Source organism: Candidatus Palauibacter sp. (genome assembly GCF_965261555.1).
In the GTDB taxonomy this organism is placed as follows: domain Bacteria; phylum Gemmatimonadota; class Gemmatimonadetes; order Palauibacterales; family Palauibacteraceae; genus Palauibacter.
Genome location: NZ_OZ253465.1, coordinates 2624272 through 2650527 on the forward strand (window position 1 = coordinate 2624272; position 26256 = coordinate 2650527).

The 26256-nt window shown below is 70.4% G+C and carries 22 protein-coding genes; 13 read left to right on the top strand and 9 right to left on the bottom strand.

What is annotated here, in order from left to right; all coding sequences use genetic code 11:
- Positions 1–64: 64 nt before the first annotated feature.
- Complete coding sequence (locus ACQY5G_RS11295) at positions 65–1201, bottom strand: TolB family protein (RefSeq protein ID WP_428274038.1); 1137 nt, start codon at positions 1199–1201, stop codon at positions 65–67.
- Positions 1202–1375: 174 nt separating this feature from the next.
- Here ACQY5G_RS11295 and ACQY5G_RS11300 point away from each other — a divergent pair, with 174 nt between their 5' ends.
- The 3 genes from ACQY5G_RS11300 (at position 1376) to ACQY5G_RS11310 (ending at position 3689) form a co-directional block, all read left to right on the top strand.
- A complete protein-coding gene (locus tag ACQY5G_RS11300; RefSeq protein WP_428274040.1) occupies positions 1376–1888 on the top strand; it encodes an RNA polymerase sigma factor in 513 nt (170 codons plus the stop codon).
- Positions 1885–2607 carry a methylated-DNA--[protein]-cysteine S-methyltransferase gene (locus tag ACQY5G_RS11305; protein WP_428274042.1) on the top strand — a complete coding sequence of 241 codons (723 nt, stop codon included), beginning with the start codon at positions 1885–1887 and terminating at the stop codon, positions 2605–2607. Before ACQY5G_RS11300 ends, ACQY5G_RS11305 begins: the two co-directional genes overlap by 4 nt.
- Positions 2608–2774: 167 nt before the next feature.
- Complete coding sequence (locus ACQY5G_RS11310) at positions 2775–3689, top strand: hypothetical protein (protein WP_428274044.1); 915 nt, start codon at positions 2775–2777, stop codon at positions 3687–3689.
- Between the two features lie 31 nt (positions 3690–3720).
- Here the strand turns inward: ACQY5G_RS11310 and ACQY5G_RS11315 are convergent, their stop codons facing one another.
- The 5 genes from ACQY5G_RS11315 to ACQY5G_RS11335 form a co-directional block, all read right to left on the bottom strand.
- On the bottom strand, positions 3721–5478 hold the full coding sequence (locus ACQY5G_RS11315; RefSeq protein WP_428274045.1) for a hypothetical protein: 1758 nt from the start codon (positions 5476–5478) through the stop codon (positions 3721–3723).
- A gap of 15 nt (positions 5479–5493) precedes the next feature.
- On the bottom strand, positions 5494–7161 hold the full coding sequence (locus ACQY5G_RS11320) for a formate--tetrahydrofolate ligase (RefSeq protein WP_428274046.1): 1668 nt from the start codon (positions 7159–7161) through the stop codon (positions 5494–5496).
- 114 nt (positions 7162–7275) lie between these two features.
- Positions 7276–8952 (bottom strand): sodium:solute symporter, encoded by a 1677-nt coding sequence (locus tag ACQY5G_RS11325; protein WP_428274048.1) that lies wholly within the window; start codon positions 8950–8952, stop codon positions 7276–7278.
- Positions 8949–9095, bottom strand: coding sequence for a hypothetical protein (locus ACQY5G_RS11330; protein WP_428274050.1), 147 nt, complete (start codon positions 9093–9095; stop codon positions 8949–8951). Before ACQY5G_RS11330 ends, ACQY5G_RS11325 begins: the two co-directional genes overlap by 4 nt.
- Entirely contained in the window at positions 9092–11818 is a 2727-nt protein-coding gene (locus tag ACQY5G_RS11335; protein WP_428274052.1) for a PIG-L family deacetylase, read from the bottom strand. Before ACQY5G_RS11335 ends, ACQY5G_RS11330 begins: the two co-directional genes overlap by 4 nt.
- 231 nt (positions 11819–12049) lie before the next feature.
- On the opposite strand from ACQY5G_RS11335, the gene ACQY5G_RS11340 reads away from it, so the two are divergent.
- The 8 genes from ACQY5G_RS11340 to ACQY5G_RS11375 all read left to right on the top strand — a co-directional run bounded on the left by ACQY5G_RS11340 (position 12050) and on the right by ACQY5G_RS11375 (position 20829).
- On the top strand, positions 12050–12709 hold the full coding sequence (locus tag ACQY5G_RS11340) for a hypothetical protein (protein ID WP_428274054.1): 660 nt from the start codon (positions 12050–12052) through the stop codon (positions 12707–12709).
- Between the two features lie 125 nt (positions 12710–12834).
- Entirely contained in the window at positions 12835–13653 is an 819-nt protein-coding gene (locus ACQY5G_RS11345; RefSeq protein WP_428274056.1) for a hypothetical protein, read from the top strand.
- Positions 13654–13742: 89 nt separating this feature from the next.
- Positions 13743–14123: a cupin domain-containing protein gene (locus tag ACQY5G_RS11350; RefSeq protein ID WP_428274058.1), complete on the top strand. Its 381-nt coding sequence runs from the start codon at positions 13743–13745 to the stop codon at positions 14121–14123.
- Positions 14123–14914, top strand: a complete 792-nt coding sequence (locus ACQY5G_RS11355; RefSeq protein WP_428274060.1) for an SDR family oxidoreductase — start codon at positions 14123–14125, stop codon at positions 14912–14914. The genes ACQY5G_RS11350 and ACQY5G_RS11355 overlap by 1 nt, the downstream gene beginning before the upstream one ends.
- 140 nt (positions 14915–15054) lie before the next feature.
- Complete coding sequence (locus tag ACQY5G_RS11360) at positions 15055–17169, top strand: multicopper oxidase family protein (RefSeq protein ID WP_428274062.1); 2115 nt, start codon at positions 15055–15057, stop codon at positions 17167–17169.
- Positions 17170–17218: 49 nt separating this feature from the next.
- The gene (locus tag ACQY5G_RS11365; protein ID WP_428274064.1) at positions 17219–18655 is read left to right on the top strand and encodes an amidohydrolase family protein; all 1437 of its coding nucleotides are present in this window, start codon (positions 17219–17221) and stop codon (positions 18653–18655) included.
- On the top strand, positions 18652–20118 hold the full coding sequence (locus ACQY5G_RS11370) for an amidohydrolase family protein (protein ID WP_428274066.1): 1467 nt from the start codon (positions 18652–18654) through the stop codon (positions 20116–20118). Before ACQY5G_RS11365 ends, ACQY5G_RS11370 begins: the two co-directional genes overlap by 4 nt.
- Positions 20119–20154: 36 nt before the next feature.
- Entirely contained in the window at positions 20155–20829 is a 675-nt protein-coding gene (locus tag ACQY5G_RS11375) for a nitroreductase family protein (protein WP_428274068.1), read from the top strand.
- An 18-nt stretch (positions 20830–20847) separates the two neighbouring features.
- Here ACQY5G_RS11375 and ACQY5G_RS11380 read toward each other — a convergent pair whose 3' ends face one another.
- Complete coding sequence (locus ACQY5G_RS11380; protein ID WP_428274070.1) at positions 20848–21921, bottom strand: Glu/Leu/Phe/Val dehydrogenase dimerization domain-containing protein; 1074 nt, start codon at positions 21919–21921, stop codon at positions 20848–20850.
- A gap of 167 nt (positions 21922–22088) precedes the next feature.
- Here ACQY5G_RS11380 and ACQY5G_RS11385 point away from each other — a divergent pair, with 167 nt between their 5' ends.
- Positions 22089–22685 (top strand): hypothetical protein, encoded by a 597-nt coding sequence (locus ACQY5G_RS11385; protein ID WP_428274072.1) that lies wholly within the window; start codon positions 22089–22091, stop codon positions 22683–22685.
- A 54-nt stretch (positions 22686–22739) separates the two neighbouring features.
- Here ACQY5G_RS11385 and hemH read toward each other — a convergent pair whose 3' ends face one another.
- Positions 22740–23804, bottom strand: coding sequence for a ferrochelatase (hemH, locus tag ACQY5G_RS11390; RefSeq protein ID WP_428274074.1), 1065 nt, complete (start codon positions 23802–23804; stop codon positions 22740–22742).
- Positions 23805–23896: 92 nt separating this feature from the next.
- Between hemH and hemG the strand changes: the two genes are divergently transcribed.
- Positions 23897–25162 (top strand): protoporphyrinogen oxidase, encoded by a 1266-nt coding sequence (gene hemG, locus ACQY5G_RS11395; protein ID WP_428274076.1) that lies wholly within the window; start codon positions 23897–23899, stop codon positions 25160–25162.
- Between the two features lie 39 nt (positions 25163–25201).
- Here the strand turns inward: hemG and hemE are convergent, their stop codons facing one another.
- The gene (hemE, locus tag ACQY5G_RS11400; protein ID WP_428274078.1) at positions 25202–26224 is read right to left on the bottom strand and encodes a uroporphyrinogen decarboxylase; all 1023 of its coding nucleotides are present in this window, start codon (positions 26222–26224) and stop codon (positions 25202–25204) included.
- Between the last annotated feature and the right edge of the window lie 32 nt (positions 26225–26256).

The following is a 26256-nucleotide window of genomic DNA, read 5'->3' on the forward strand; positions in this document are numbered from 1 at the left end:
CCCCGGACGGCCGGTTCGCCGCCGGGCTGTCTTCAGAGACTAGACGGTCCGCGCGGGAAGTCGGTCACTCGGCGAGGTCGTCGATCCACTCCGCGATGAAGACGTTCGTGTTCCCCTCGTGGGACCCGTGCCGGTTCGACGCGAACACGAGATGACGGCCGTCCGGGCTGAACATGGGGAAGCTTTCGAACTCCTCGCTGAACGTCACCTGCTCCAGCCCCGTCCCGTCCAGGTTGATCAGGAAGAGGTCGAAGTTGCGGCTGTCCGGATCGTTCAGGTTGGAGGAGAAGATCACCTTCTCGCCGCTCGGGTGGAAGAAGGGGGCGAAGTTCGCGGCCCCGTTGTCCGTGAGGCGAATCGGGTTCGAGCCGTCCGCGTCCATCACGTAGATGTCGAGCACGCCTGGCCGCACGAGACCGTCGGCCAGGAGCGCCTGGTAGTCCGCGAGTTCCTCCTCGCTCTCGGGATACCTCGCCCGGTAGACGATCTTCGTCCCGTCCGGGGAGAAGAACGGGCCGCCATCGTATCCGGGTTCGTCCGTGAGCTGCCGCACGTCGGAGCCGTCGGGATTCATCGAGTAGATGTTCAGGTCCCCGTCCCGCGTGGAGGTGAAGACGATCCGCGAACCGTCCGGAGAGAGTGTCGGCTCCGCGTCGTACCCGGGGCTCGAAGAGATCACGCGAACATCGGAGCCGTCGGGCCGCGCCGAGTAGATGTCGTAGTCGTAGAGCGCCCACACGTAGCCGCGGCGCATGTCCGGGGGCGGAGGACACCCGGGCGCCGCGTGGTGGGTCGAACTGTAGACGATTCTGGAATCATCCGGGAAGAAGTAGCCGCAGGTGGTCCGGCCGAGCCCGGTCGACACGAGGCGTCGTTCGCCGCCTTCGACGGTCATCGTGTAAATCTGGTCGCACTCGAACTCGTCCTCGTGGGTGCGCTGGAAGATCAGCCGCTGACCGTCCGAGGAGTAGTAGGCCTCGGCGTTCTCGCCCTCGAAGGTGAGCTGAGTCAGACTCGCGAAACGCCGCTCTTCCGGGAGCGGATCGCGGATCACGGCACTCGTCTCCGCGCGGTCCTCCTCCGCCGTGGCGCCACTCCCGTCTCCGGCATCGCCGGTGCAGGCCGCCGCCACGGACGCGGCGATGAGCGTGAGCGCGACGCGGCTGGGCGCGGGCGCCGAAACTGAAAACTCTGAGTTCAAGAAAACCTCCGGGTGCTCCGGGTGGGGGCTGCGGGCACACACGGTACGGTTCGCGCCCGCGCGTGGCCAGTTTCGGGCCGGATTCGAGGGGCTATGGGCGGGCTCGCGGGCCGTCCGGTTTCACGGATTCCGACATGATACGTTCCAGGGGGTGAGAACGAAGGGAGAGGGCGGGTGGACGACTGGTCCGAACGTTACGGCGGGGAACTGGAGCGCCATGTGGCCGCGATGCTGGGGAACGCGGAGGAGGCGCGCGACATCGTGCAGGAGCTGTGGGTGACGGCGCTTCGTGCGCGGCCCGAGGCGGGCGACGCCGTGAACGTCCGCGCGTGGCTGTACCGGGTCGCCACCCGCCGGGCGCTCGACCGCATCTCGATGCGCCGCCGGCGCTCGGAGTTGCTCGCGGCCCGCTCCGGGGAAGTGGGGCCTGGCGCGCCTCCCGCGGCCGACGCGGCGTTGAACCGGCTCTCGGAGGCGGCCGCGGCGCGCGTCCGGAAGGGTGTGGCGGAGCTTCCCCGGCGGCAGCGGGACGCGGTCTGGCTCCGCTGGATCGAAGAGTTGGACTACGCGACGATCGCGCGGCGGATGGGGTCCTCTCCCGAGGCCGCGAGGGCCAACGTCTACCAGGGGATGAAGAAGCTGCGCCGAGACCTCGCCGAGGTGTGGCGCGAGGAGGGGCCGATATGACCGGACGCGGGACGAACTGCAGCGACGAAGATCTGCTCGCATGGATTCTAGGCGATCTGGATGCGGAGGCTGCCGAGGCGATGACCGAGGACCTGGCGGCGAGCCCGGGCCTCCGGGAGCGGGCGGCGGAGTACCGCATGCTCCATCGTTCCGCGAAGGGCCTGCGGGACGGCCCCGTCATCCGCTGGCGCCGCTTCGATTCGCCCTTCGGCGCCATGCGGGTCGCGGCGAGCGCCGCGGGTCTCGTCGCGCTCTCGTGGCAGGACGAGAGCGATGATGCGTTCGTCGCCGGCCTCGAGCGCCGGTACCGGTCCACGCCCGTGGTGCGCGATACCGACCGGCTCGCCCCCGCGGAAGAGCAACTGACGGAGTACTTCGGCCGCCGGCGCCCGCGCTTCGATCTCTTCGTCGACCTCACGGCACTGGGCGACTTCCAGCGCGCCGTGCTGGATGCCGCCTCCGGACTCGAGTTCGGGGAGACGGTGACGTACACGGAAATCGCGCGTCGGATCGGGCGTCCAAAGGCCTCGCGCGCGGTGGGCAACGCGCTCGGCCGGAACCCGGTTCCGATCATCGTGCCGTGCCACCGCGTCGTCCGCACCGACGGAACCCTGGGCGGATACACCGGCGGCCTCCGCTACAAGCGCACCCTCCTCGACATCGAGGGCCGAACCGACCTCCTCGGCGCGCACGCCCAGACGGAGATCCCGCTCGCCTGACCGCGGAGTCGGCGCCGCGCGGAACTCCGACCGCCGGCGCCGGTACCTCCCGAAATGGCGTCCGGGCGCCGCGCCTTCCGCGCGAACGCCGCGGAGGGGGGATCTTCACGGGAGTCGCAGCCATGTCCGCTTCATCGAAAGCCGTTGCCGCCATTGGAGTTCTGTCCATGTTCATCGTCGCTTCCGGAGGTCCCGGGGACGTCGGCGACGAGGCGTCCGGCCGCACCGCGACGGCGCCGCCCCCGGCGGCCACGTTCGCGCGGGCCGAACCGGGGGTGCTGGAGACGCGGCGGATCCGGGGGCACCTGCTCGACGTCGAGGGGGTGCTGAGGCGAAGGGCGACGGACGCGCTCAGCGCGGCGCAGAAGGAGAGACGGAACGCCGCCCTGAACTGGCTGCGCGAATACCGGGAACGGGGGGAGTTCCCCCGCAACCACACGCACGCCGGCCGCGTGCCCGTCTTCGCCGACGAACACGGGACCCCGTGCGCGGTGGCCTACCTGCTTCAGAGGTCGGGCAGGGAGGATCTCGTCCGGGAGATCGCGGGCGCGGACAACAACGTGTACGCGTGGGAGCTTGCCGGCGACGCACGCTTCTCCAAGTGGCTCGATGAAACGGGTCTCACGCTGGATGAGGCCGCGAGGATCCAGCCCGCCTACGCCGACGGTTGCCTCTGCCCCCGGGGTGAGGCGTCCCGCACCTGGCGATACGTCGTGCCGCTGTCGGCGCTGTCGGCCCTTGTCGGTCACCTTGAGAGACCAGACTGGTGGACGAGACCCGCATTTGGCGCGATCAACGGGGCCTTTTCCGTCGCACACGCGGGCTTTGCGTGGAACGCGGCGCGCGAGTGGCAGGATTCGAGCATAGGAGCCGAACTCTCCACCGCCGCCAACGCCGCGTTGGCGCTCGTGTCCGGATACACGGCGTTGAGCCTCCTTCGGTCCCGCCCGGATGAGCCTGCCGCGTCCGGGTCCGAAACGGGAGTCGCGAGCGCGCTGAGGTCGCAGCGCCCGCGCCTTCTCGCGCCGTCGGCGGCCTGGGTCGGCGGGGGCCTGGGCCTGCAGGTGCGCCTGATCCACTGAGCCGGGCAGCTGCTCCGCTTCGGGAGTCGTTCTAGGCGGACTCCTCGAAGAGCTGGATCAGGCGGCGCAGGCCGAGGCCCTCCGGGCCGCCCACGCGGACCCGGAGCGCCAGGCGTTCGCATTGACCGAGCGCTTCGAGATCTCCCAGGCCCTGGGCGCGGATGAGTCGGCGGAAGGTGAAGTCCGTCTCGGGGACGTGAACGTGCTCGCCGGCGTCGTCGACGAGTTGCAGGAAGACGCAGTTGTCCCCGCCTCCCTTGTGCAGTTGCCCGGTCGAGTGCAGGAAGCGGGGGCCGTAGCCCAGCGTGGTCGCCGCCCCCGTGGCTCCGGCGAGGGCCGCGCGCAGCGTCGCGAGTAGCCCTTCCTCCTCCTCGCCGCCCGCGAGGAACGCCTGTACGGCGATGTAGTCCGTCGGCTCCACCGCGGCGAGGAAATCCTCCAACCGCGCCCGGATTCCGTCCACGTCCGGGGCCACGGGCGTGCGGGGCGGGGCGTGTCCGAACTGCGGCAACTCCCAGACGAGGTCGATCTCGTCCGCGTCGGAGATCTGCGCGTCTTTCACCGGCTCCGCGCCCGGCGACCGTTCCTCCGGCTCGCCGTCGCCCTCCATCGCTCGACGCGCGAGGCGCTTGGCGAGCTGGACGTCGGGCTGGTTGAAGGGATGGATGCCGAGGACGGCTCCGGCCATCGCCACGCCCACCTCCCACACGAAGAAGAGCGCGCCGAGTTCCTCGGGCCCTTCGAGCCGGATGCGCAACGTCGGGTGGCCGGCCGCCTCGAGCGCGTCGAGGAGGTCGGGCGTCTCGTCGGCTTCTCCCCACTGCTCCGCTTCGCGCGCCGCGTCCCCGCCGAGGAGGAGGCCGACGAAGACCCGGTCCTCGCCGTATTCGTCCGGAGGTCGCGGGGGCTCGCCGACGACAGGGACGATGCCCCGGCCTTCCTTTCCGGTGCTCTCGGCGAGGAGTTGCTCCGCCCAGTCCGGGAACGCCGCCCAGTCGGATGCCGCGACGAAGGTGGCCTTGTCGCGCCCCGCGAGCGCGAGTTCTCCCAGCGCCGCCCCGAGGAGGAAGCCCGGGTTGTGGTGATCGTCGTCCTTGCAGGCGTCCGCGGCCTCCCCCGCCTCCGCGAGAAGGGCCGGGAGATCCGCGCCGGCCAGAGCCGCCGGCACGAGACCGAAGGGGCTCAGGGCGGAGAAGCGGCCGCCGACGTCCGGGGGCGCTTCGAACACCGCCCGAAATCCGCGCTCCCGGCCGAGTTCGGCGAGCGGGGACTCGGGGTCCGTGATCGCGATGAAGTGTTCCCCGGGATCTTCCACGACTTCTACGGTCCGCGACCAGAAGTGGCGGAGGAGCGAGAGCGTCTCGACGGTCGTGCCGGACTTGCTGGAGACGACGAAGATCGTGTTCGCCGGACGCAGCCACTCGAGGTCGCGGAGCGCCCCTGGGTGCGTGGTGTCCACGAGCGTGAGCGGCAGCCCCTCGCCCCGCATCGTGTGCGCGATGACCTCCGGCGCGAGGCTGGAACCTCCCATGCCGAGCAGGACGAGATCGGTGAACCAGAAGGGCACGCTCGCGCGCAACTCCTCGAGCGGGCCGAGCATGGCGGGAGACGTCTCCGGAAGGTCCAGCCACCCGAGCCGGTCGGCCAGCTCCGGCGTGTCCGCGTCCGTGCTCCACAGCGTGGGGTCCCGCCGCCAGAGCCGCGCCACCGCGTCCTCGGCGACCCATTCCCGGAGCCGGCGCTCCACGCCCTCGACGTGGGGATCGGCGGAGAGTTCGATCTCGATCATGAGCCGGTCACGGGACTAGAAGAGCCCGACCACGCTCCCGTCCTCGACGATCCGGATCCCCTCCGCCGCGGGCACGCGCGGGAGTCCCGGCATCGTCATGACGGTGCCGGCCCGGGCCACGACGAAGCCGGCCCCCGCCGAGGGACGCACGTCCTGAACCGTGATGCGGAAGCCGGCCGGCCTTCCGAGGCGCGCCGGGTCGTCGCTCAGGCTGTTCGGCGTCTTCGCGATGCAGACCGGCGTGTTCCCCATCCCCGCCGCCTCGAGTTGGGCGATGTCCTTCGAGGCGCGCGGCGTGTAGTCGACCCCGTCCGCGCCGTACACCTTCCGCGCGATGGCCTCGATCTTGTCCCGGATCGAAGCCTCCGCGTCGTATTTCGGCTTGAAGTCGGCCCCTCCCTCGTCGAGCGCCGCGAGGACCGCGCGGGCGAGGTCTTCGCAGCCGGCGCCGCCCAGCGCGTGGCCGTCGGAGCGGGCCCAGGGCGCGCCCAGATCCTCGCACGCCTCCGCCACCGCGGCGATCTCTTCGTCGGAGTCCGTCGCGAAGACGTTGATCGCCACGACCGGCTCGATGCCGAAGCCGCGGATGTTCTCGACGTGCGCGCCGAGGTTCGCGAGCCCGCCGCGGACGGCGTCGGGATCCGGCGTCGAGAGCGCCGTGCGGTCGCCCCCGCCGTGCAGCTTCAGGGCGCGGATCGTGGCCACGAGCACGGTGGCCTCCGGGTTGAGTCCGCCGGTCCGGCACTTGATGTCGAAGAACTTCTCGGCGCCGAGGTCCGAGCCGAACCCCGCTTCCGTGATCACGACGTCGCCGAAGGCCAGCCCGGCCCGCGTCGCCATGAGCGAATTGCAGCCGTGGGCGATGTTCGCGAACGGCCCGCCGTGGACGAAGGCGGGCGTCCCCTCGAGCGTCTGCACGAGGTTCGGTCCGATCGCCTCCCGCAGCAGCAGCGTCATGGCGCCCGCCACGTTCAGTTCGCGCGCCCGCACCGGCTCCCCGCCGTAGTCGTACCCCACGATGATGCTGCTCAGCCGCTCCTCGAGGTCCTCGAGGCTCGCCGCGAGGCAGAAGATCGCCATCACTTCCGAGGCGGCCGTGATCATGAAGCCGTCCTCGCGCGGCACCCCGTTGATCCGTCCCCCGAGCCCGACGACGATGTTCCGCAGCGCCCGATCGTTCATGTCGACGGCGCGGCGCCACGTGATCTGTCGCGTGTCGATCCCGAGCCGGTTCCCCTGCTGCAGGTGGTTGTCCAGCGCGGCCGAGAGGAGCGCGTGCGCCGACGTGATCGCGTGCAGGTCCCCCGTGAAGTGGAGGTTGATGTCCGCCATCGGGATCACCTGCGAGTACCCTCCGCCGGCGGCCCCGCCCTTGACGCCGAACACCGGGCCGAGACTCGGCTCGCGAATGCAGAGCACCGAGTTCGCCCCCACGCGGCGCAGGCCGTCGGCGAGCCCCACGGAAACGGTCGTCTTGCCCTCGCCCGCGGCCGTCGGCGTGATGCCCGTGACGAGGACGAGTCGGCCCGATCCGGGCTCGCGCTCGAAGATGGATTCCGGGGCGACCTTCGCCTTGTAATGGCCGTAGGGGACGAGTTCCTCGAGCCCCAGCCCGATCTTCTCCCCGATCTCCCTTATGGGCCGGGGCGTCGCGGCCTCGGCGATCTGTACGTCCGTGAGCATCCGTACCATCCCGATGAGGTGGCTTGAAAACTGTCGTGGCTGAAAAACTGTCGTGGCTTGAAAACCGTCGGAGACTCTACCGCACGCGACGCCCGCGGAAAACCGTACCGCGGATCATGCCGGCCGCTCCCGCCTGCGGAGCGCGAGGCCGACCACGAGAACGGCCAGCGTCCCGACGACGTTGTACCACAGCCACGCGATCTCCGTGAAGCGCGACACGGCGAGCACGGCGAGCATCGAGGAGATGAGCCCGTAGAAGGCGCCCGCGGCCGTCGCCCGCTTCACGAGAAAGGCGAGGAGGAAGACGCCCAGGAGCGCCCCGTAGAAGATCGAGCCGACTTCGTTGACCGCTTCGACGAGCGACCCCAACTGGCCCGCGTAGAGTGCGAAGAGAACGGCGAATCCGCCCCAGCCCAGCGTGGCGAGCCGGGAGATGAGCAGATAGTGGGCGTCCGTCCCCTCCGGTTTCACGTACCTCCGGTAGAAATCGATCACGGTGGCGCTGGACAGGGCCGTGAGTTCGGAGTCGAGCGAGGACATGGCGGCCGCGAAGATGACGGCGATCAACAGTCCCAGGATACCGGCGGGGACGTAGGCGATGAGATAGGACGGGAAGACGTAGTTCACGTCGTTCGAAGAAGCCCCCCGCACCTCGGACACGAGCGACTTCGATTCCTCCCTCAGCCGCTCCAGTTCGTCATCGTACGCGGCGATCCGGCGCTGCAGTGGCTCGGGGTCTTCGCCGGCGCGGCGAGCCTCCAGCACCGCGAGCGTGCTCTCCCGGCGCGCTTCGTGCGCCCGCTCGTGTTCGGCCTCCAGCGCGGCGAAGTCGCCGGCGCGGGGACTTTCCGCGACCATGGCGGCCTCCGCCGAATTGAAGACGAGCGGGGGACGCTCGAAGTGATAGAAGACATAGAGGAGGACGCCGATGGCGAGGATGAAGATCTGCATCGGGACTTTGACGAAGGCGTTGAAGATGAGGGAAAGACGGCTCTGGCGGAGCGAACTCGCCGTGAGATAGCGCTGGACCTGGCTCTGGTCGGTCCCGAAGTAGCCGAGGGCGAGAAAGAGTCCTCCAATGAGCCCGGACCAGAGCGTGTAACGATTCGTCGGGTCCCAGGAGAGGTCGATGCTCCGCCACATCTCATGGATCCCGCCGATATACGCCACGTCGCCGACGCCCACTCCCTCCGGCAGCGTCGCGAACAGCACGGCGATCGCGATCCCGATCCCGGCGAACATGACGATCATCTGCAGCACGTCCGTCCAGATGACGGCCGTGATGCCCCCCATGATCGTATAGGCCACGGTGATGAGCCCCATGACGAGAATCGTCACGCGCTCGTCCCAGCCCATGATGACGGAGAGGACGATGGCCGGGGCGTAGAGGACGATCCCCGCCGAGAGTCCGCGCGACACGAGAAAGAGGAAGCTCGTCAGCGAGCGGGTTCTGGGGTCGAAGCGGCGTTCGAGGTACTCGTAGGCGGTGAAGACCTTCGAGCGATAGAAGAAGGGGACGAAGACGACGCAGAGAATGACCATCGCGATCGGCTGGCCCAGGTAGAACTGGACGAACTCCATGCCGTCGTCGAAGGCCTGTCCGGTCGTGCCGATATACGTGATCGCGCTCGCCTGCGTCGCCATGACGGAGAGGCCGATGGCGCCCCAGCCCAGCCGGCGGTTGGCGAGAAAGAAGCCCTCGACGCCGCGGTTCTTTCGGCTCTGGCGCCAGGCGAAGGCGACGACCGCGCCGAAGTAGACGGCAAAGACGGTCCAGTCGAGGCCGCTCACGGCACGCCGAAGTCGAGCAGCCGCGTGGCGAGATAGAGGAGGAGAATGAGTCCGGCCGTATAGGCGATCACCGACACATAGAGCGCGCGCCAGCTACGGAAGGGGCCGATCCGGCCCTCCGCCTCTTCCCGGCGTTCCGTCACTGGGCGGCGATCTCCCGCCAGCGGCTCCCGTCGAGCGAGAGCAGGTTCGCCCACAGCCGAAAGGCGCCGGGCACGCCCGCGCGCAGCTGCCGAAAGAAGGAGAGCGACGTGTGGATGTAGAGTCCGCGGCCCACCGGGGCGGCGAGCAGGCTGCCGCGGTTCGGCGGCTCTCCCGTGTCGGCCATCTCCAGCGGCGCCTGGTACCTCTCGTCCCACTGGTCGGGGAAATACAGCCCGCGCTCCTGGACCCAGCCCTCGAAGTCGGCCGGGCCGAGCCGGTTGGGCTCCGCAAGAACGGGCGCCCGCGGGTCGACGAGCGTGACGGAGGCGTCCTCCTCGGTGACGCGGGGCGCCGGGCGGCCGATGGCGATCGGGTACGGTGCGTAGGCCCCCTCGTTGAACTCGTAGCGGTTGTACTGCACGACGACCGTGCCTCCGCGCTCCGCCCACGCGAGCAGCTCCGCGTTGGCCGCGATGAGGTCCTCGCGCACCTCGTAGGCCCGGATCCCGAGCACGATCGTGTCGAACCGGTCGAGCCTCTCCGCTTCCCAGTCTCCCGGTTCGATGAGTTCGACGTCGAGCCCGAGCTGCCGAATCGCCTCGGGTCCGTCGTCGCCGGAACCCATCACGTATCCGATGCGCCGGTCCGCGACCCGCACGGGAAAACGCACGATCCGCACGGCCGCGTCGCCGGACAGGAGCCGCGGCTCGAGGTGCGGATAATCGATGATCGTCGTGTGCGTGGCGGGAACCGGGGCTCCGGCGATGCGGATGCGCGGCCGTGCGAAGAACTCCCCTTCCGCCGCTCCCGCCGGGGGCTCGACAGTGAAGCCGACCGTCCGAACCGCTCCTTCTCCAGCGAGTTCGAACGCCGTCGTCTCGGGCGTCACGCGCCATCCGGACGGCAGGTCGAGCCCGATCTCTCCGGCCGTCGCGTCGCGGGCGAAGCTCGAAATCCGGAAGGCGATGTCACGCGGATCCGAGCGGCCGACCGGCCAGATCATCACGGTCGCCATCGGCGCGACGGAGATGCGCGGCGCCACCTGCAGCGGTCGCCAGCCCTCTCCCGTCACGCCGTCGACGGCTCGGTAACGCACGGGATCCTCGACTTCAACGTCGAATCGTTCGCCCGCCGCCGACACGACCGCGGCCACGCGGCCGTGGACGGGTGCGGGACGGAACGGGAGCGCGCGAAGCTCGGGCGCCGCCGGCCAGTCGTACAGGTCGCCGTCCCTCGGGTTCTTGAGGAACCACGGGGACACGGGCGGCGCGCCCTCGGGCACGGTGACGGCGTAGCGCCACAACCCGAGTTCCCCCGGCCCGAGCCGCGCGCGGGCCGACGGATCGAAGACGGTGTCCTCCTGCCGGAAGAAGCGGGCGAACGGGCCCAGATCGTCGGGCTCCGTCTCGACATCCGGGCCGATGCCCTCCACCGACCACCCGGAGGGGACCTCGATGACCGGCGGGTCGAGCTCCACGGCCGCGTCGGCGCCGCTCCAGACGCGCGCTTCGACGAGTACGGTCTGTCCCGGGACCAGGACATCGTCCCGCGCGCGCAGTTCGACCCGCACTCCGGCCACAGCCGTGATCGCCCGCATCAGCAGGCGGGCCCGGCGGTCGAGTTCGCGTCGCAGCTCGCTCTCCCCCCCGGCGCGTGCGGCGGCGCGGAGCCGCTCCAGCCGCCGCAGCGCCTCGGCAAGGAAGGGCAGGGCGGCCTCCGGCCTCGTCGCGTTGAGCGAACCGCCGGCGTCGCCGATCGCCTCCCGGTACGCACGAATGTCCGTCTGGACGTCTGCCTGAACGTCCGCCCCAACGCCTGCCCCCGCAGACTCGCCGAGACCGGCGGCCAGAGTCGCCAGCGTCGTGTCCACCCCCGTAAACAGCGGCTCCGTCGGAGAGCCGCCGACCCGCGAAGAGACGAGCGCGAGGCGGGTGACGCGCGGACCGAGCGGCAGCGCCGTGCCGAAGTCCTGCGAGCGGTGCTGGCTGCGGCTGTCCATGGCGACCTGGTGATGCGTGAGGCCGAACAGGGGATCGAGCGTGCCCGTCTCGATTTCGATCGAGGTGGCGCCCAGTTCGAACAGCGGGCGGCGGTACAGCTTCAGCGGCGCCCAGGGGGCCGCGCCCGCCGCCAACTGCTCCGGGAAGCGGGTCTCGTCTCCCGCGGCGTCGAAGGCCTCGCGCGTGAGAAGGCCGGACACCTGGTGGTGCCCGTGGCCGTCCCGCTCCGTTCCGCTCCACATGCTGATCAGCACGTGCGGACGGAAGCGCCGGATCGTCCACACCAGATCGGAGAGGATGCGCTCGCGCGGCCACTTCGAGAAGGTCTCGTCCGCCGTCTTCGAGTAGCCGAAGTCGAAGGCGCGGCCGAAGAACTGCTGCGCCCCGTCGATCGTGCGGGCAGCCAGCAGTTCGCCCGAGCGGATGATGCCGAGCCCCTCGCCGAGTTCCGTACCGATCAGGTTCTGGCCTCCCTCGCCTCGCGTGAATGAAAAGTAGGCGGCCTCCACCCCCCATCCGCGCGCGAGCGTGGTCAGCAGGGCGGTGTCTTCGTCATCCGGGTGCGCCGCCACGACGAGCATCCGCTTCACGCCATCGAGGTGCCGGAGGATGAGACCCGCTTCGATCGCGCCTGGGAGGCGCGACCCCTGCGCGTGCGCGAGCGCCGGGAGCAGGTAGCACGCCACGGCGGCGATCAGGATGGACGTCGATCGAAGCTGCATGGGGCGGGAAGCTACGTCCGCGCGGCAACCCCAGAAAGCGCGACGCCCGCGACCGGTGGTTCGGTCGCGCACGCATGCCCCTCCGCCTCCTTTCGGACAGGGTCGTACATCTATTACTTGACCGACAGTTGACTCGCGGTGCGTCGGAGTAGATCATGGTTCACTACCACACCACAAGCGCGCACCACCGGCATCTATCGTCGGGCGCAAAAGTCTGCAGGAGGAGGCACAATGAGCGAGAACGTCATGAAATTCATAGAGGAGGAGTTGAAAAAGAACTCCGAAGTCTCGAATGCGACGCTCTTTGAGGGGGCGAAACTCATAGACAAGGCCATCGGGAAGCTGAACCCGAGGCAGTTCCACGCGAAGTATCCGCTGCAGGTCAAGCGTCGCCTGGCGGGGGCCGCCCCGCGGAGGAAGGTTCGGGCGCCGGCGAAGGCGAAAGCGGCGCGGCGGCCGCGTGCCCCGAAAGGAGATGGGGGTGCGGCGGTTCTGGCGTACGTGACGCGCGTGCTCAAGAGGAACCCCGACGTCAAGAACGCGGAGTTGTTCAAGGGCGCCTGCGAGATCGACGCCTCCGTCGCCGAGTTGTCGGCCCGACAGTTCCACGCGAAGTACCCGCTCCAAGTGAAACGGCGCCTGGCCGCGGCTGCGCCGGCTCCGAAGCCCGCCCCGCGGGCGCGGAAGCCCGCCGCGACGGCCGTGGCGGAGCCCGCGCCGGCGCCCGCCGTGGCCGAGGTCCCATCGATGGGGGACGCGGCCGCCGTCCGCGGACTGCTTCTCAGTCTGGCGAGGGAACTGGCCAACGCCGGGACGCAGGCCGAGACGATCGAGGTCATGGCGCGACTGGACGGCTACGTGGATGACATCATGCAGGCGGCTCGAAACTGAGTCGTACCGGCCGGCCGGCTCCCGGCCGGCGGTCCGCTTCGCCGCAGTTCCCGAGAGCCCGGCGTCCACGCGTCGGGCTCTCGTCATGTCCGGCCACGTTTCCGGCCGCGTTTCGGCCCGCGTTCGTGGCCGCGGCGCTCGGCATCGTCCTCCCCGCGCCGGCGGCGGCGCAACTGAAGCGCGACGCGCTCGTGCAGCCGGTGGGGTTGGAGCGGAGCGAAGCCCTGATCGGCGTCGGCTTCACCCGCACGACGAACGCCGCCTTCCCGCTGGCCGGACACGGAGGAGATCTGACCGCCTTCCCGGTGCTCCACGCCGCCTGGGCGATCGGGCCGCACGCGGTCGCCGAACTGAAGGGGGCGGTCCGGAAGGTGCTCTCGATCGAGGCGCGGGATCGGGCGCCCGCCATCGCGCTCGACCCCTCCGTTCGAGACGGGACGACGCGCGATGTGGGCGATTTCGAAATCGGCATCTCGATCGTCCCACTCAGGGGACCGGGGGGCTTCTCGGCCGGCGGGCACCTGGGAGTCAAGCTGCCGAACTCCGACGAATCGATGGGAATCGGCACGAACACGACGGACGTCACGATGGCGGCTCTCTTCTCCTGGGCCTCCGCCCGCTGGCGCGCGACCGGGTGGTTCGGCGTCTCCATCCTGGAGGTGCCGGCCGAGCCTTTCGAGCAGAACGATGCGTTCGCCTGGGCGTTCGAGACCCTGTGGGACGCGGCACCGGGCTGGCGACTGTCCGTCGGGACCCGGGGGCGGGCCAGCACGAGAAGCATCTCTCCGCCCGGCACCGGCAACCTCGGCGAACTGCGGGCCACGGTGGAGTGGAGACGGGGACCGGTCGCGATCGACGCCGCGCTCGGGCACGGAACGACCGAAATGAGCGGAGACTGGAACGTTCGCGCGGGCGTCGCCTGGACGCTTGCCGCGAATCGGTAGGCGGCACATCGTCCGTCCACTCTACAACCCCCGGTCACAGCGTCCGGGAGCTACCCCGCGAGCTTACCCCGCGAGGCGAGGAGGAAACGATGAGCGAAGCGAAGCCCCGGCACTTCCGCTGGGAGGCGTTGCCCTGGGAACGCGTGACCGAGCAGCTGGGCCGGCGCATGGTGACGGGAGACCGGGCGATGATCGCGCAGGTGCTGCTCGAGGAGGGCGCGGTCGTCCCCACGCACTCGCACGAGAATGAACAGTTCACATATATCCTCGAAGGCGCGCTGCACTTCTGGCTGGGTGAGGACGGGAGCGAGGAGGTCGTCGTGCGCGCGGGCGAGATCCTTCACATTCCCTCTCACGTCCCGCACAAGGCCATCGCGCTCGAGAAGACGCTGGATCTCGACATCTTCTGTCCTCCCCGCACGGACTGGCTCGACGGGACGGACTCCTACTTCCACGACGCGGACGACTGATGGATCTGGGGATCGCGGGCCGCGTCGCCCTCGTGGCCGCCTCGTCGAAGGGTCTCGGCCGGGCCGTGGCGGAGGAACTGGCGGCGGAGGGGACGCATCTTCTCATGTGCGCGCGCGGGAAGGCGGCGCTCGCGGAGGCCGCGGCCTCCGCGGACGCACGGGGGCCGGGCGACGTCGTCGCGATCCCGGCCGATCTGTCGGATCCCGCGGATGTGGCCGGTCTGGTCGGCGCGGCGATGGACCGCTTCGGACGCGTGGACATCCTCGTGAACAACGCGGGCGGGCCGCCGGCGGGAAAGTTCGAGGACCACGACCGGGCGGCGTGGAAGGCGGCCGTCCGCCTCAACCTGGAGAGCGCCCTCGATCTCACGCGCGAGGTTCTGCCGGGCATGAAGGAGCGGGGATGGGGGCGGATCCTGAACATCACGTCGGTCGCCGTGAAGGAACCGGTGGACGGCCTCATCCTCTCCAACAGCGTGCGCGCCGCCGTGACGGGCTTCGCGAAGACCCTCTCGAACGAGGTCGCGTCGTTCGGCATCACCGTTAACAATGTGCTCCCGGGCTTCACGCGCACCGCGCGGCTGGAGGAACTGGCCGCCGTGCGCGCCGAAACCGCGGGGATCTCGACGGAGGAGGTGGAAGCGGGGTGGAACGCCGCGATCCCCGCGAATCGTCTCGGCGACCCGCGCGAGTTCGCCGCGGTCGTGGCGTTCCTCGCCTCCGAGCGCGCCAGCTACGTGACGGGCGTCTCCATCGCCGTCGACGGGGGGCGCACGCGGGCCCTCCAGTGACCCCAGTGACCTCCGGCGCCCCGCGCCCATCCGGGCGGCTCCCATCCGGACGGCGCCTTTCCGGGCCGCGCGCCGTCCGGGCCGCCGCAGCGCTCGTCGCCGGCGGGGCGCTCTGGCTGTCGGCGTGCGCGCCCCCGGATATGCCGCCGCCACAGGAGGCCGCCGCCTGCACGCCCGGCGCGGAACCGGGGGGCGCGGCGAACCCCGACCTGTACTGTATGTCCCTCTTTCCGACGCCCCGCGTGCCCGGCGCGACCGGCACCGTCGAACTCCGCCGCCCGCCGGGACCGTTCTCGATGGGGGTAACGCCGGACGGCCGGCTCCTGTACGACGCGGTGATCTCGACGGACCTCCCGCCGCCCTCCACGCTGGGTCCGTACGACCGTTACGTTGCCTGGGCGTCGACCCAGGTGCTGTGGCCGGTCGAGCGGCTCGGAGAGGTCCCGGCGCGCGGAAGCGTCGAGGTGGGGCAGGTCGCGTTCAACAAGTTCCTCATCCTGGTCACGGCGGAATCCGGTGCAGAGCCCGGCGCGGAATCCGGTGCCACCGGCGGGGCGGACGCGGAGCCGGCGGGTCCGTACGTGCTGCGCGCCCAGTCGCCTTCCAGTCGCATGCAGCCCGCCGACTTCCTCGAGTTCGCGCTCGGCGCCTCGCGGACGCCCCCCGGCGAGATGGCGATGGACGACGCGTGGGGCGGTGTGCCGATGCCCGACGGGGTCATGATGCTCCCGTCCCTCATGGAGCTTCGGCCGGACGTCGAGCCCTGGCTGCCGGGAGACGGCTGGGAAGGCGAGATCGTGGACTCGCGCCCGCGCGAGCTGATCGAACTCGGCGATGGCGATGCGCTCTCCCTCGACGCCGTCTACGTGCGGCACCGCATCGGGAGCCGCGAACTCCTCGGCTACGGCTTCAACGGGCAGATCCCCGGGCCCCTCCTCCGGGTCCCCGAGGCCGCGACCGTCACGATCGACTTCACGAACCGGATCGACTGGCCCACCGCGATCCACTGGCACGGACTCCGGCTCGACAACCGCTTCGACGGCGTCCCGGGCCTCACGCAGGACGTGGTCCTCCCCGGCGGGAGCTTCCGCTATACCCTGCATTTCCCCGACCCCGGCCTCTACTGGTACCACCCCCATCACCGCGAGGACGTCCAGCAGGAGCTGGGACTCGCCGGCAACATCATGGTCCGCTCGGAAGATCCGGACTACTTCGGTCCCGTTCACCGCGAGGAGATCGTGATGCTCGACGACCTCCTCATGGGCGAGCACGGGATCGTCCCCTTCGGACTCGAGCGCGCCACGCACGCGCTCATGGGCCGCTTCGGCAACACGATGCTGGTGAACGGCGAGCCCGATTACGCCCTGGATGTGGAGCGCGGGTCCGTCGTCCGTTTCCTTTTCACGAACGCGTCGAACACGAGGACCTTCAACCTCTCCTTCGGCGGGGCGCCGATGAAGCTCGTGGGCACGGACGTGGGCAACTTCGAGCGGGAGGCGTGGGTCGAGAGCGTCGTCATCGCGCCGGCGGAGCGCTACATCGTGCACGTCGCCTTCCCCGAGAGCGGGGAGGTTCCGCTGCTGAACCGGGTGCAGGGGATCGACCACATCAACGGCGCCTTCTTCCCGGAGGAGGACACGCTGGGCGTCATCCGCGTCGGTGCGGCGGACGCGACGCCGGATCTGACCGCGACCTTCGAGGCGCTGCGGGGGAACGGGCGCGCGCAGGACGAGATCGCGCCATACCGCCCCCTCTTCGACGGGCCGGTGAACCTCGAGCTGGAACTCGACATGACGACGCAGGGCCTCCCGCTCGTCGTCGAGCGTCTCATGCAGGTGGATTCGGCGTATTTCCACCCGATCGAGTGGTCGGGAACGATGCCGATGATGAACCTGATGTCGACGCCGGAAAACGTGTCGTGGACGCTGCGCGAACCTTCCACCGGGCTCGAGAACGAGGCGATCCGGTGGAGCTTCCGCGTGGGCGACATCGTCAAGCTGAGGATCCGGAGCCGCCGGGAGACGCTGCACCAGATGCAGCACCCGATCCACATCCACGGCCAGCGCTTCCTCGTCCTCGCCACGAACGGCGTGGCGCACGACAACCTCGCCTGGAAGGACACGGCGGTCGTCCCGGTGGGCGGTTCGCTCGACCTCCTGCTCGAACTCTCGAACCCCGGCGACTGGATGCTGCACTGCCACATCGCCGAGCACCTGGAGGCGGGCATGAAGATGGTGTTCACGGTGGAGCCGTGACGCGGTAGGTTTTTTGGGCCCCGAACGGCCCAACTCACAGGAGTCTCCCATGAGAAAGTTCATCGCGGCCCCCGTCGCGCTCGCGGCCCTTCTCGCCCCGGTCCACCTGCCCGCGCAGTCCGCGGCCGAACTCGACGACGCGACTTCCGAGTTCGTATCCATCGCCGGCCCGATCGTCGCGCTCGTCGGCGTGAAGGTCATCGACGGGACCGGCGCGGCCGGCCGGACAAACCAGACGGTCGTGATCGAGGGGAACCGCATCGCCGCGGTCGGTCCGTCGGGCTCGGTGGAGATCCCGTCGGGCGCCGAGGTCCATGAACTGCCGGGGCACACCGTGATCCCGGGAATGATCGGGCTCCACAACCACATGTTCTTCATGGGCGCCGGGGGCCGGATGGCCCAGGGCAACATCTCCTCCCCGCGTCTCTATCTCGCGGCGGGGGTCACGACGATCCGCACGACGGGCAGCGTCTCTCCCTACGCGGACCTCAACGTGAAGTCGAACATCGAACGCGGGCTCGCGCCGGGCCCCCGCATGCACGTGACCGCGCCGTACGTGACCGGACCCAACCCGGCGCTCGGGGACATGGCGCAGGTGAACTCGCCCGAGGAAGCGCGCCGCTTCGTCCGCTACTGGGCCGGGGAGGGCGCCTCCTGGATCAAGGCGTACACGACGATCCGCCGCGCCGAACTCGCCGCCGTCATCGAGGAGGCGCACGCGCAGGGCCTTCGGGTCACGGGCCACATCTGCTCGATCACCTTCCAGGAAGCCGTCGACATGGGGATGGACAACATCGAGCACGGCTTCGGGACGGCGACTGACTTCGACCCGCGCAAGCGGCCCGACGAGTGTCCGCCGAACTCCATGGTCACCGTCGGAGAGGAGGGGGACCCGAGCGGGGAGACCGCCCGGGCGCTCATCCTCTCCATGGTCGAGAACGACGTGGGAATGACCTCGACGATGGCCGTGATCGAGCCCATGACGAAGGGGCGGGCGGTTTTCGACGAGCGGACGCTCGAGGCGATGGCTCCCGAGGTGCGGGAGGACTACCTCGAGACGGTGGACGCGATCGAGGCGAACCCGGACTGGCCGATGACGGAAGCGCACCTCCAGAAGCACATGGCGTTCGAGCGCGGCTTCGTCGAGGCCGGGGGCGTGCTCGCGGCGGGCGTCGACCCGACGGGGATCGGGGGCGCGATCGCGGGCTTCGGGGACCAGCGCAACTACGAGCTTCTCGTCGAGGCGGGGTTCGATGCCCCGACGACGGTTCGGATCGTGAGCGCGAACGGCGCCCGCATCATGGGCGTGGATGACGAACTAGGGACGATCGAGGCCGGGAAGCTCGCGGACCTCATCGTGCTCGATGGCGATCTCGAATCGGACTCCGCGATCATCAGGAACGTCACGGTCGTGTTCAAGGACGGCGTGGGTTACGACTCGGAGAAGCTGATCGACTCCGTGAAAGGAATGGTAGGGATCCGATGACCGAATATCGCCGTGCCCGAACCGGGATTTCCGCCTTCGCCATCGCCGCCGTCACGGGGGCCGGGCTCGCCGTCGCGGGGGCGGGGCTCGCCGCCCCGGCCGCCGCGCAGAGCTACGACCGGCTGTCCGAGCAGACCCGCGCCTATGTCGCGGTGGAGGGACCGGTCGTGGCGCTCGAAAACGTCCGCGTCATCGACGGCACCGGCGGGCCGGTGCTCGAGGATCAGACGGTGCTGCTGAGCGACGGGCGGATCGCCGCCCTGGGCCCCGCCTCGTCCGTCGCCGTCCCGGAGGGCGCGGACCGTCACGATCTGGGCGGCCACACCGTGATCCCGGGGATGGTCGGTATGCACGACCACCTGTTCTACACCTCCGTGGGGGGACGGCGCGTGCAGCTCGGCTTCAGCGCGCCGCGGCTCTACCTCGGCTCCGGCGTCACGACGATCCGCACGACCGGGAGCTTCACCCCCTACGCGGACGTCCACCTGAAGGACGCGATCGACCGCGGCGATTCACCGGGCCCCCGCATCCACATCACGGCGCCGTACATCACCGGCTCGACGGGCTCGCCCCACCAGGCCCGCATGACCTCCCCCGAGCAGGCTCGGCGCTTCGTGGAGTACTGGGCGGAGGAGGGGGCCACGTGGGTGAAGGCGTACACGTCGATCGGGAGCGCCGAACTCGGGGCGGCGATCGAGGAGGCGCACCGTCTGGGTCTCCGCGTCACCGGACACCTGTGCTCGGTGAGCTTCCAGGAGGCCGTCGCGCTCGGGATCGACAACCTCGAGCACGGGATGCTCACGGCGTCCGATTTCGTGCCGGAGAAGGAGCCCGACCGCTGTCCCGGCAACATCATGCAGCGGGCCGGCGGCTCGGACCCCACGGGGCCGATCGCGCAGGAGACGATCGAGGCGATGGTGGAGGCCGGAGTGGGTCTCACCGCCACGCTCGCGGTCTACGAGGCCTTCTTCCCGGACCGCGCGGTCGTGGATGAGCGGACGCTCGAGCTGATGGCTCCGGACCTTCGGGAAGCGTACCTGGACGAGCGGGGGCGCATCCAGGAGATGGGACCCGATCCCGAGAACTTCCGGAACGAACTGCGTTTCGAGAAGGCGTTCGTCGACGCCGGGGGCCTGCTCGCCGCGGGCGTTGATCCCACGGGCAACGGCGGCGCGCTCCCCGGCTTCGGGAACCAGCGGAATTTCGAGCTTCTGCTCGAGGCCGGACTCACCCCGGTGCAGGCTGTGCAGGTCGTGAGCGCCAACGGCGCCAGGATTCTCGGGGTCGACGACGAACTCGGCACGGTCGAAGCCGGGAAGATCGCCGATCTCATCGTGCTGAACGGCGATCCCGGGAGCGATCCGAGCGCGATTCGCGCGGTCCGCTGGGTGTTCAAGGACGGCGTCGGATACGATTCCCGCGAGCTCGTTCAGGCGACGCGGGGCCTCGTCGGGATTCGCTGAGTCCCGCTGCGGTCCCGTGACTCGCGTGTCGGTCCGATGACGGACGGCGGTGCGTACCGCCCGGTGCCGTTGACGACGTTCACGCGGCGCGACGAGGCGGAGATGGCGCGCCGCGCGCGGGCCTTCCGCGATGAGGTGCGACGCCGCCGGACGGTCCGCGAGTACTCGGACGAACCCGTCCCCGAGGAGGTCATCGACGCCTGCATCGAGGCGGCGGGAACGGCTCCCAACGGCGCGAACCGGCAGCCGTGGCACTTCGTTGTCGTGCGCGATCCCGAGGTGAAGCGCCGGATCCGCGCGGAGGCGGAGAAGGAGGAGCGTGATTTTTATGCGCACCGCGCGCCGGCCGAGTGGCTGGAGGCGCTCGCCCACCTCGGAACGGACGAGCACAAGCCGTTCCTGGAGACGGCGCCCGTCCTCATCGCGATCTTCGCGGAGAGCTACGAGGTGCGCGACGGGGAGAAGCTCAAGAACTACTACGTGACGGAATCCGTCGGCATCGCCACGGGGATCCTCATCACGGCGCTGCACCACGCGGGGCTCGCCACCCTCACCCACACGCCGAGCCCCATGGGCTTCCTGAACAAGGTCCTCGACCGCCCCGCCAACGAACGGCCCTTCCTGCTGCTCGTCGTGGGCTATCCCGCAGACGACGCGCTCGTCCCGGAGATCACGAAGAAGCCGCTGGACCGCATCGCCTCCCGCCGCTAGCGGGCGGGCGCCGGGGGGTTAACCGGCGCCGGGGGACGGTCCGCCGCCGGCGTCGAGGAACCGCCGGGCTCGCCGGCGGGCCGCATGAAGCGGCGATTCTCCGGCGGCGGCCGCCTCCTCGAATATCTCTCGCAGCGACGACCCGATCTCATCGACGCGGGCCCGGAGCCGGGCCTCGTCCCGTTCGCCCCCGTGGATGGCGGCGAAGGCGGCCGCGCCGCCGGCGTTGATCACGTAGTCGGGGGCGTAGAGGATCCCGCGTTCGTGCAGTCCCTCCGCGTCGGTTTCCGAGAGGAGCTGGTTGTTCGCGGAACCGGCCACGATCCGGCACCGGAGGCGGGGGATCGTGTCGGGGTTGAGCGTCGCCCCGACGGCGCAGGGCGCATACACGTCCACATCTACATCCCAAATTTCGTCGGCGGGAATGACGACGCCTCCCAAGCGCGTCCGCGCCCGCTCGGCGGCGTCCTCGCGCAGGTCTGCCAGGTAGAGCGTTGCCCCGGCCTCGGCCAGGAGCCCGGCGAGCGGGAGGCCGACGTCGCCGAGCCCCTGGATCAGCACCGAGCGGGCGCCGAAGTCCGCCTCGCCGAACCGGTGTTCGAGCGCGGCCCGGATCCCGGCGAGCACGCCCCGCGCCGTATACGGCCCCGGATCGCCCGGCTTCCCGTCCACCAGGCCGACGGCGTGCCCGGAGATGGCTCCGATCCGGGCCATGTCCTCCGGCGTCGTGCCGAGATCCACGCCGGTCTGAAAGGCGCCCCGGAGCGAGATGAGATGCGCCGCGTAGCGATCGATCAGGCCGGCGCGGGCTACGTCGCCCAGATCCTCCGGGACGGCGATGACCGCCTTGCCGCCGCCGTACCGAATGCCGACGCCCGCCCACTTCCAGGTCATGCCCTCGGCGAGGCGCATGGCATCGATCAGGCCGTACACGGGCGCGGGATAGGAGGTCATCCGGGTGCCTCCGGCGGCCGGCCCCAGCCGCGTATCGTGCAGGGCGACGAAGATCCAGGCGCCGGTGGCGGAGTCGAAGGCGGTGACGACGGACTCGCCGTCCCACGCCTCCATGACGTCGAGAAAGCCGCGGGTCATACACTCTCCGTATTCGATTCGTACGCCATCGGGTGCGCGGGCGGGGCGCGTGAGCGCGGTGAGACTATCGCGCGCTGCCCGCGCGGGCGACATTGGAACATGCGGGGCGTGATCGCGTATCGGTGCTCGGGAGGAAAGACGGCTGCGACCGACCGGGAGGTGCTGGGATGACGACACTGTTCTTCGGAGACATGCTCCCCCCGTCGCGCGAAGCCGAGAACCGTCGCGAACACGTCCTCGTCGGCACCGCCACCCCTCTCAAGCTCGATGTCCGGCCGGTCGAGCACCACTTGACGCCCCGGGGCAGCATCTGCATCGGGACCTTTCACGAAGACCGGCCGATCGGGCGCTGCGCCATCCCCCACGACAGCGTGAAGGATTTCCTCGACATGGACCTCTTCGACCGGCCGGTTTCGCTCGCGCTGAACGTCCGGAAGGGCGGTCCCGGCATGGAGGGCAGCCTTCTCGCGCTCGTGCCGATGGACAGGGCGTCGCCCGGCGGATCCGAGCGGGATGAGCCGTGGAGGGCCAGCGTCCCCGGCGCGGCGTACGACGACGCGATCAAGGCGGGCGGCGGCGACTCCGGGTCCACTCAGCTGGTCGGGATCTTCCTCGGCGAGGTCGTGCGTTTCGAGGGAGACCGGCGGGAACCGGCGTCGATGCTGCGCGAAGCCGCCGACATGCTGGCGTGTGTCATCCGCGGGCAGGTGGACAGCGTCGGCGGCCGCGTGATCGAAGACCTGACCGCGAGCCCGGAGAGCTGAGCGAAGGTTCGACAGCCGGCTGCGTTGCGGGGGGCCCCTGCGTCGCGGCGGAAGTCAGGCGACCGGCTCACCGTTGAAGCAGACGGCCGTTCCCGGGCGACACCGGCACGAAGTCCGCGGAGGCAGGTCCGGGAGGTCGAGGCCCAGCGCCGCCAGCGCCAAGTCGCCCAGCACCTCGGCGAACGCTCCATCGTCGTGCGGTATGCCGACGCGGCGGAACTCGAGGCCAAATCCGGCGGCGTGCCCGGCGAGATCCACGTCCAGTTCCATCAACGTCTCGGATTGCTCGTGCATGAAGCTGACGGGGTCGACGAGGATCTTCGCGACGCCCGGGAGGCGCTCCAGCGCCGTCTCGATGTCCGGCGGCGTCCATTCGATCCGTCGATTCGAGTGGTTCTGGTAGCCGAGCGTCCACGCTTCCACGCCGAGCGCGCGAGCCAGGGTCGCGCACCACTCCTCGACGTATTCCACGTAGCGGCTGCCCTCTTCGATGTACCGAAGCGGGGTGCCGTGGGCGCTGAATACGAGGCGGACGCCCGAGTCGGCCAGGCTCCAGCCGGCTTCCGCGGCGGTGCGGCGGATCGCGTCGGCGCGAAGGCGTACGTAGCGGGGATGACGATGCCACCCGGTCACGCCGCGCACCTCGGGGCGCCATCCGATCCGCTCGAGCGCCTGCTCGACCTCGTCCAGCGCCGCCACGGTGGTCGAGGGACCGCAGAGGGGGTACACGGGCAGGGGCACGAGTGCCGTGGCCCCAGTCTCTCGCAGGCGGCGCAGTGCTTTCTCGATCGACGGTTCGGTGAACTGCATCCCCACGGTCACGCTCATCGGGTGGCCGCGGGCCTTCAGCGCCCGTTCGAGCGCGGTACCCTGCGCCTCCGCCTGACGGTCGAGCGGTGAGCCGCCGATCCTCTCGTAGACCTCGAGCAGACCGGGCGTCCGCCGCCGTGCGAGTTCGCGGCTTCGCGCACGGGCCGCCGCCACGTCCATGTGCGGCTCCAGCCGGGCGTTCGCCAGGAAGATCCGCTCCAGGAAGCGGGTGACGGCGCCCGGATCCCCTCCTCTCGGTTCGCCGAAGTTCAGGAGGAGGACGGCGGGTCGGGGTTCGGAGTTCGCCATCGCTCGAACATATCGGCGCGGTCCCCCGCTTGCCCGCGCCGGGGAAGGCTTGGACGTTGCCGCCTCCCAGCGCGGAGTCGGAAGGGGGAGGCATGCGGGTCGGAATCATCGGCGGAGGGATCACGGGGCTGGCGCTCACGCACGCCCTGGCGCGGCGTGGCGTCGACTCGATCCTCTTCGAGGGAGCCGACGACGTCGGCGGGGTGATTCGCACCTCTAGCCACGACGGCCGGGTCGTCGAACTCGGCCCCCAGCGGACGCGGCTTTCGCCTCCGGTGCGGCGCCTTGTCGACGAACTGGAGCTTCGAGACGAGATCCTGGAGGCGCGGCCCGGAGCGCGGCTGTTCATTTGGGCACGCGGCCGCCTGCGGGTCGTGCCGACCCGGCCGCGCGGGCTCCTGAGCGGCGATCTGCTCTCGCCGGCGGGGCGCGTCCGCGCCGCCCTCGAACCCTTCACCGGGGGGATTCGGCCGGGGGAGTCCGTGGCCCGCTACTTCCGCCGCAAGCTCGGCCGCGAGGCGTACGCCCGACTCTTCGGCCCCCTCGTTTCAGCGACCTTCGGATCCGACCCGGAGACGATGCCGGCGGCGCGGGTCCTTCCGATGTTCCTTGAGCCGCTGGGCGTGAAGCGCAGCCTGCTCGCCGCGGCGCAGCGCCGAGAGCCCGACGCCGCCCCGCCCGCCTTCACCTTTCGGGAGGGCATGGGCACGCTCCCGCGCGCGATCGCGCGGCGGCATGCGGAACGGGTCCGCGTGTCCGCTCCGGTCGAGGAGATCCGCCGCTCCGGTCGGCGGTTCGAGATCGGCTTCGGGGGGGCGCGCCCGGACTCCGAAACCGTGGACCACGTGGCGATCGCGACCCCGGCGCCCGCCGCGGCGGACCTTCTGGGGCATGCTGCGCCCGCGGCCGCCGACCGTCTCGCGGGGCTGCGGTATCACCCTGTGGCCGTGGTGCCGCTGGAGGTGGAGAGCGCGCCGGAAGGGTTCGGGTTCCAGGTCGCGCTGGGGGAACGGTGGCGTACGCGCGGTGTGACGTGGAACGCCTCGCTGTTCGGGCGCGACGGCCTCTGCACGGCCTACCTGGGCGGCGGCCTCGACCCCGGTGCCGCCGCGTGGGACGCGGCCCGAGTCGAGCGGACCGCGGCCGAAGAGTACGAGGCGATCCACGGGGTGGCGGCGGCCCCGGTCTGCACGGCCCGGCCGCGCCTCCCGGCGTACGACGGCTCGTGGACGGCGCTGGACGGCCTCGATCTTCCTCCCGGTATCACTCTCGCCGCCGGCTACACGGGACGGTTGGGCATCTCGAGTCGAATCGCCGAAGCCGAGTCGGTGGCGGAGAACCTCGCCGCGCACGCATAGAATCCTGTCACGGCTCCCGGCGTTCCCCCGGGAACGTCCTCAGCGGCTTTCTCCCGGCGGACTCCAGCGCCGCACCTCGTCGACGACGGCGGCGATCACCGCCGGATCGGAGTCCGGGTTGAGGCCGTGCCCGAGGTTGAAGATGTGGCCGGGTCTGCCGCCGGCACGCCGCAGCACGTCGCGCGTCCCCGCGCGCGCCGCCTCCTCGCCCGCGAGAATGCAGGCCGGGTCGAGGTTCCCCTGGATCGCGCGCTCCGGGCCGATGATCTCCCATGCCTCGTCGAGGGGCGTGCGCCAATCGACGCTGATCGCATCGCCTCCCGCCTCCGCCACCGCGGCGTGCGTGGCGCCATAGTGCACTGTGGGGACTCCCCTCTCGCGGAGCCGCTCCAGCAGACGGCGCGAGTACGGGAGCACGTGTGTCCGGTAGGTGTCGGGATCGAGGATGCCGCACCAGGAATCGAACACCTGGATCGCGCCGGCGCCGGCCTCGTGCTGCGCGACCGCGAACTCCGCCAGGTGCTCGGCCCAGAACCCCGCGAGCCGGTCCCAGAGTCCGGGAGACCGGAGCATGAAGGCCCGAAGCTGGGCGAGCCGGCTGTCGCGCGTGCCGCGAGTGAGGTACGAGCACAGGGTGAAGGGGGCCCCCACGAAGCCGAGGATCGGGCGCTCCTCGACCGCGGCGAGGAGGCGGATCGCCTCGAGCACGAAGCCGAGTCGCTCCCGGGGCTCGAAGGGACGCAGACGGTCCACATCCTTGAGGCCGCCCCAGGGGGGCAGGGGAACGGGCCCGACGCCCGCCCTCAGTTCGATCTCGATCCCGGCGGCCTCGAACGGCGTCGACAGATCCATGAATAAGACGAGCGCGTCCACATCGAAGTACTCTAGCGGGAGTCGGGTGACCTCCGCCGCCGCCTCCGGGTCGCGCACGAGGTCGAGGAACCCGCGCGCGCGCCGAAGTTCGCGATAGGCGGGGAGGGAGCGTCCCGCCTGCCGCATGAACCACACCGGGGTCCGCTCGACAGGTTCGCGCGCGAGCGCGCGCAGAAGAAGGTTGTTCATGGCCCGCCGATGTTACCCGGTCGCGCGCCGCC

Coding starts and splice junctions, on each gene's coding strand:
- hemE (WP_428274078.1), bottom strand. CDS start 26,224: ATGAACAACCTTCTTCTGCGCGCGCTCGCGCGCGAACCTGTCGAGCGG.
- ACQY5G_RS11360 (WP_428274062.1), top strand. CDS start 15,055: ATGCCGCCGCCACAGGAGGCCGCCGCCTGCACGCCCGGCGCGGAACCG.
- hemG (WP_428274076.1), top strand. CDS start 23,897: ATGCGGGTCGGAATCATCGGCGGAGGGATCACGGGGCTGGCGCTCACG.
- ACQY5G_RS11385 (WP_428274072.1), top strand. CDS start 22,089: ATGACGACACTGTTCTTCGGAGACATGCTCCCCCCGTCGCGCGAAGCC.
- ACQY5G_RS11310 (WP_428274044.1), top strand. CDS start 2,775: ATGTTCATCGTCGCTTCCGGAGGTCCCGGGGACGTCGGCGACGAGGCG.
- ACQY5G_RS11365 (WP_428274064.1), top strand. CDS start 17,219: ATGAGAAAGTTCATCGCGGCCCCCGTCGCGCTCGCGGCCCTTCTCGCC.
- ACQY5G_RS11315 (WP_428274045.1), bottom strand. CDS start 5,478: ATGATCGAGATCGAACTCTCCGCCGATCCCCACGTCGAGGGCGTGGAG.
- ACQY5G_RS11355 (WP_428274060.1), top strand. CDS start 14,123: ATGGATCTGGGGATCGCGGGCCGCGTCGCCCTCGTGGCCGCCTCGTCG.
- ACQY5G_RS11335 (WP_428274052.1), bottom strand. CDS start 11,818: ATGCAGCTTCGATCGACGTCCATCCTGATCGCCGCCGTGGCGTGCTAC.
- ACQY5G_RS11340 (WP_428274054.1), top strand. CDS start 12,050: ATGAGCGAGAACGTCATGAAATTCATAGAGGAGGAGTTGAAAAAGAAC.
- ACQY5G_RS11380 (WP_428274070.1), bottom strand. CDS start 21,921: ATGACCCGCGGCTTTCTCGACGTCATGGAGGCGTGGGACGGCGAGTCC.
- ACQY5G_RS11375 (WP_428274068.1), top strand. CDS start 20,155: ATGACGGACGGCGGTGCGTACCGCCCGGTGCCGTTGACGACGTTCACG.
- ACQY5G_RS11370 (WP_428274066.1), top strand. CDS start 18,652: ATGACCGAATATCGCCGTGCCCGAACCGGGATTTCCGCCTTCGCCATC.
- hemH (WP_428274074.1), bottom strand. CDS start 23,804: ATGGCGAACTCCGAACCCCGACCCGCCGTCCTCCTCCTGAACTTCGGC.
- ACQY5G_RS11320 (WP_428274046.1), bottom strand. CDS start 7,161: ATGCTCACGGACGTACAGATCGCCGAGGCCGCGACGCCCCGGCCCATA.
- ACQY5G_RS11350 (WP_428274058.1), top strand. CDS start 13,743: ATGAGCGAAGCGAAGCCCCGGCACTTCCGCTGGGAGGCGTTGCCCTGG.
- ACQY5G_RS11305 (WP_428274042.1), top strand. CDS start 1,885: ATGACCGGACGCGGGACGAACTGCAGCGACGAAGATCTGCTCGCATGG.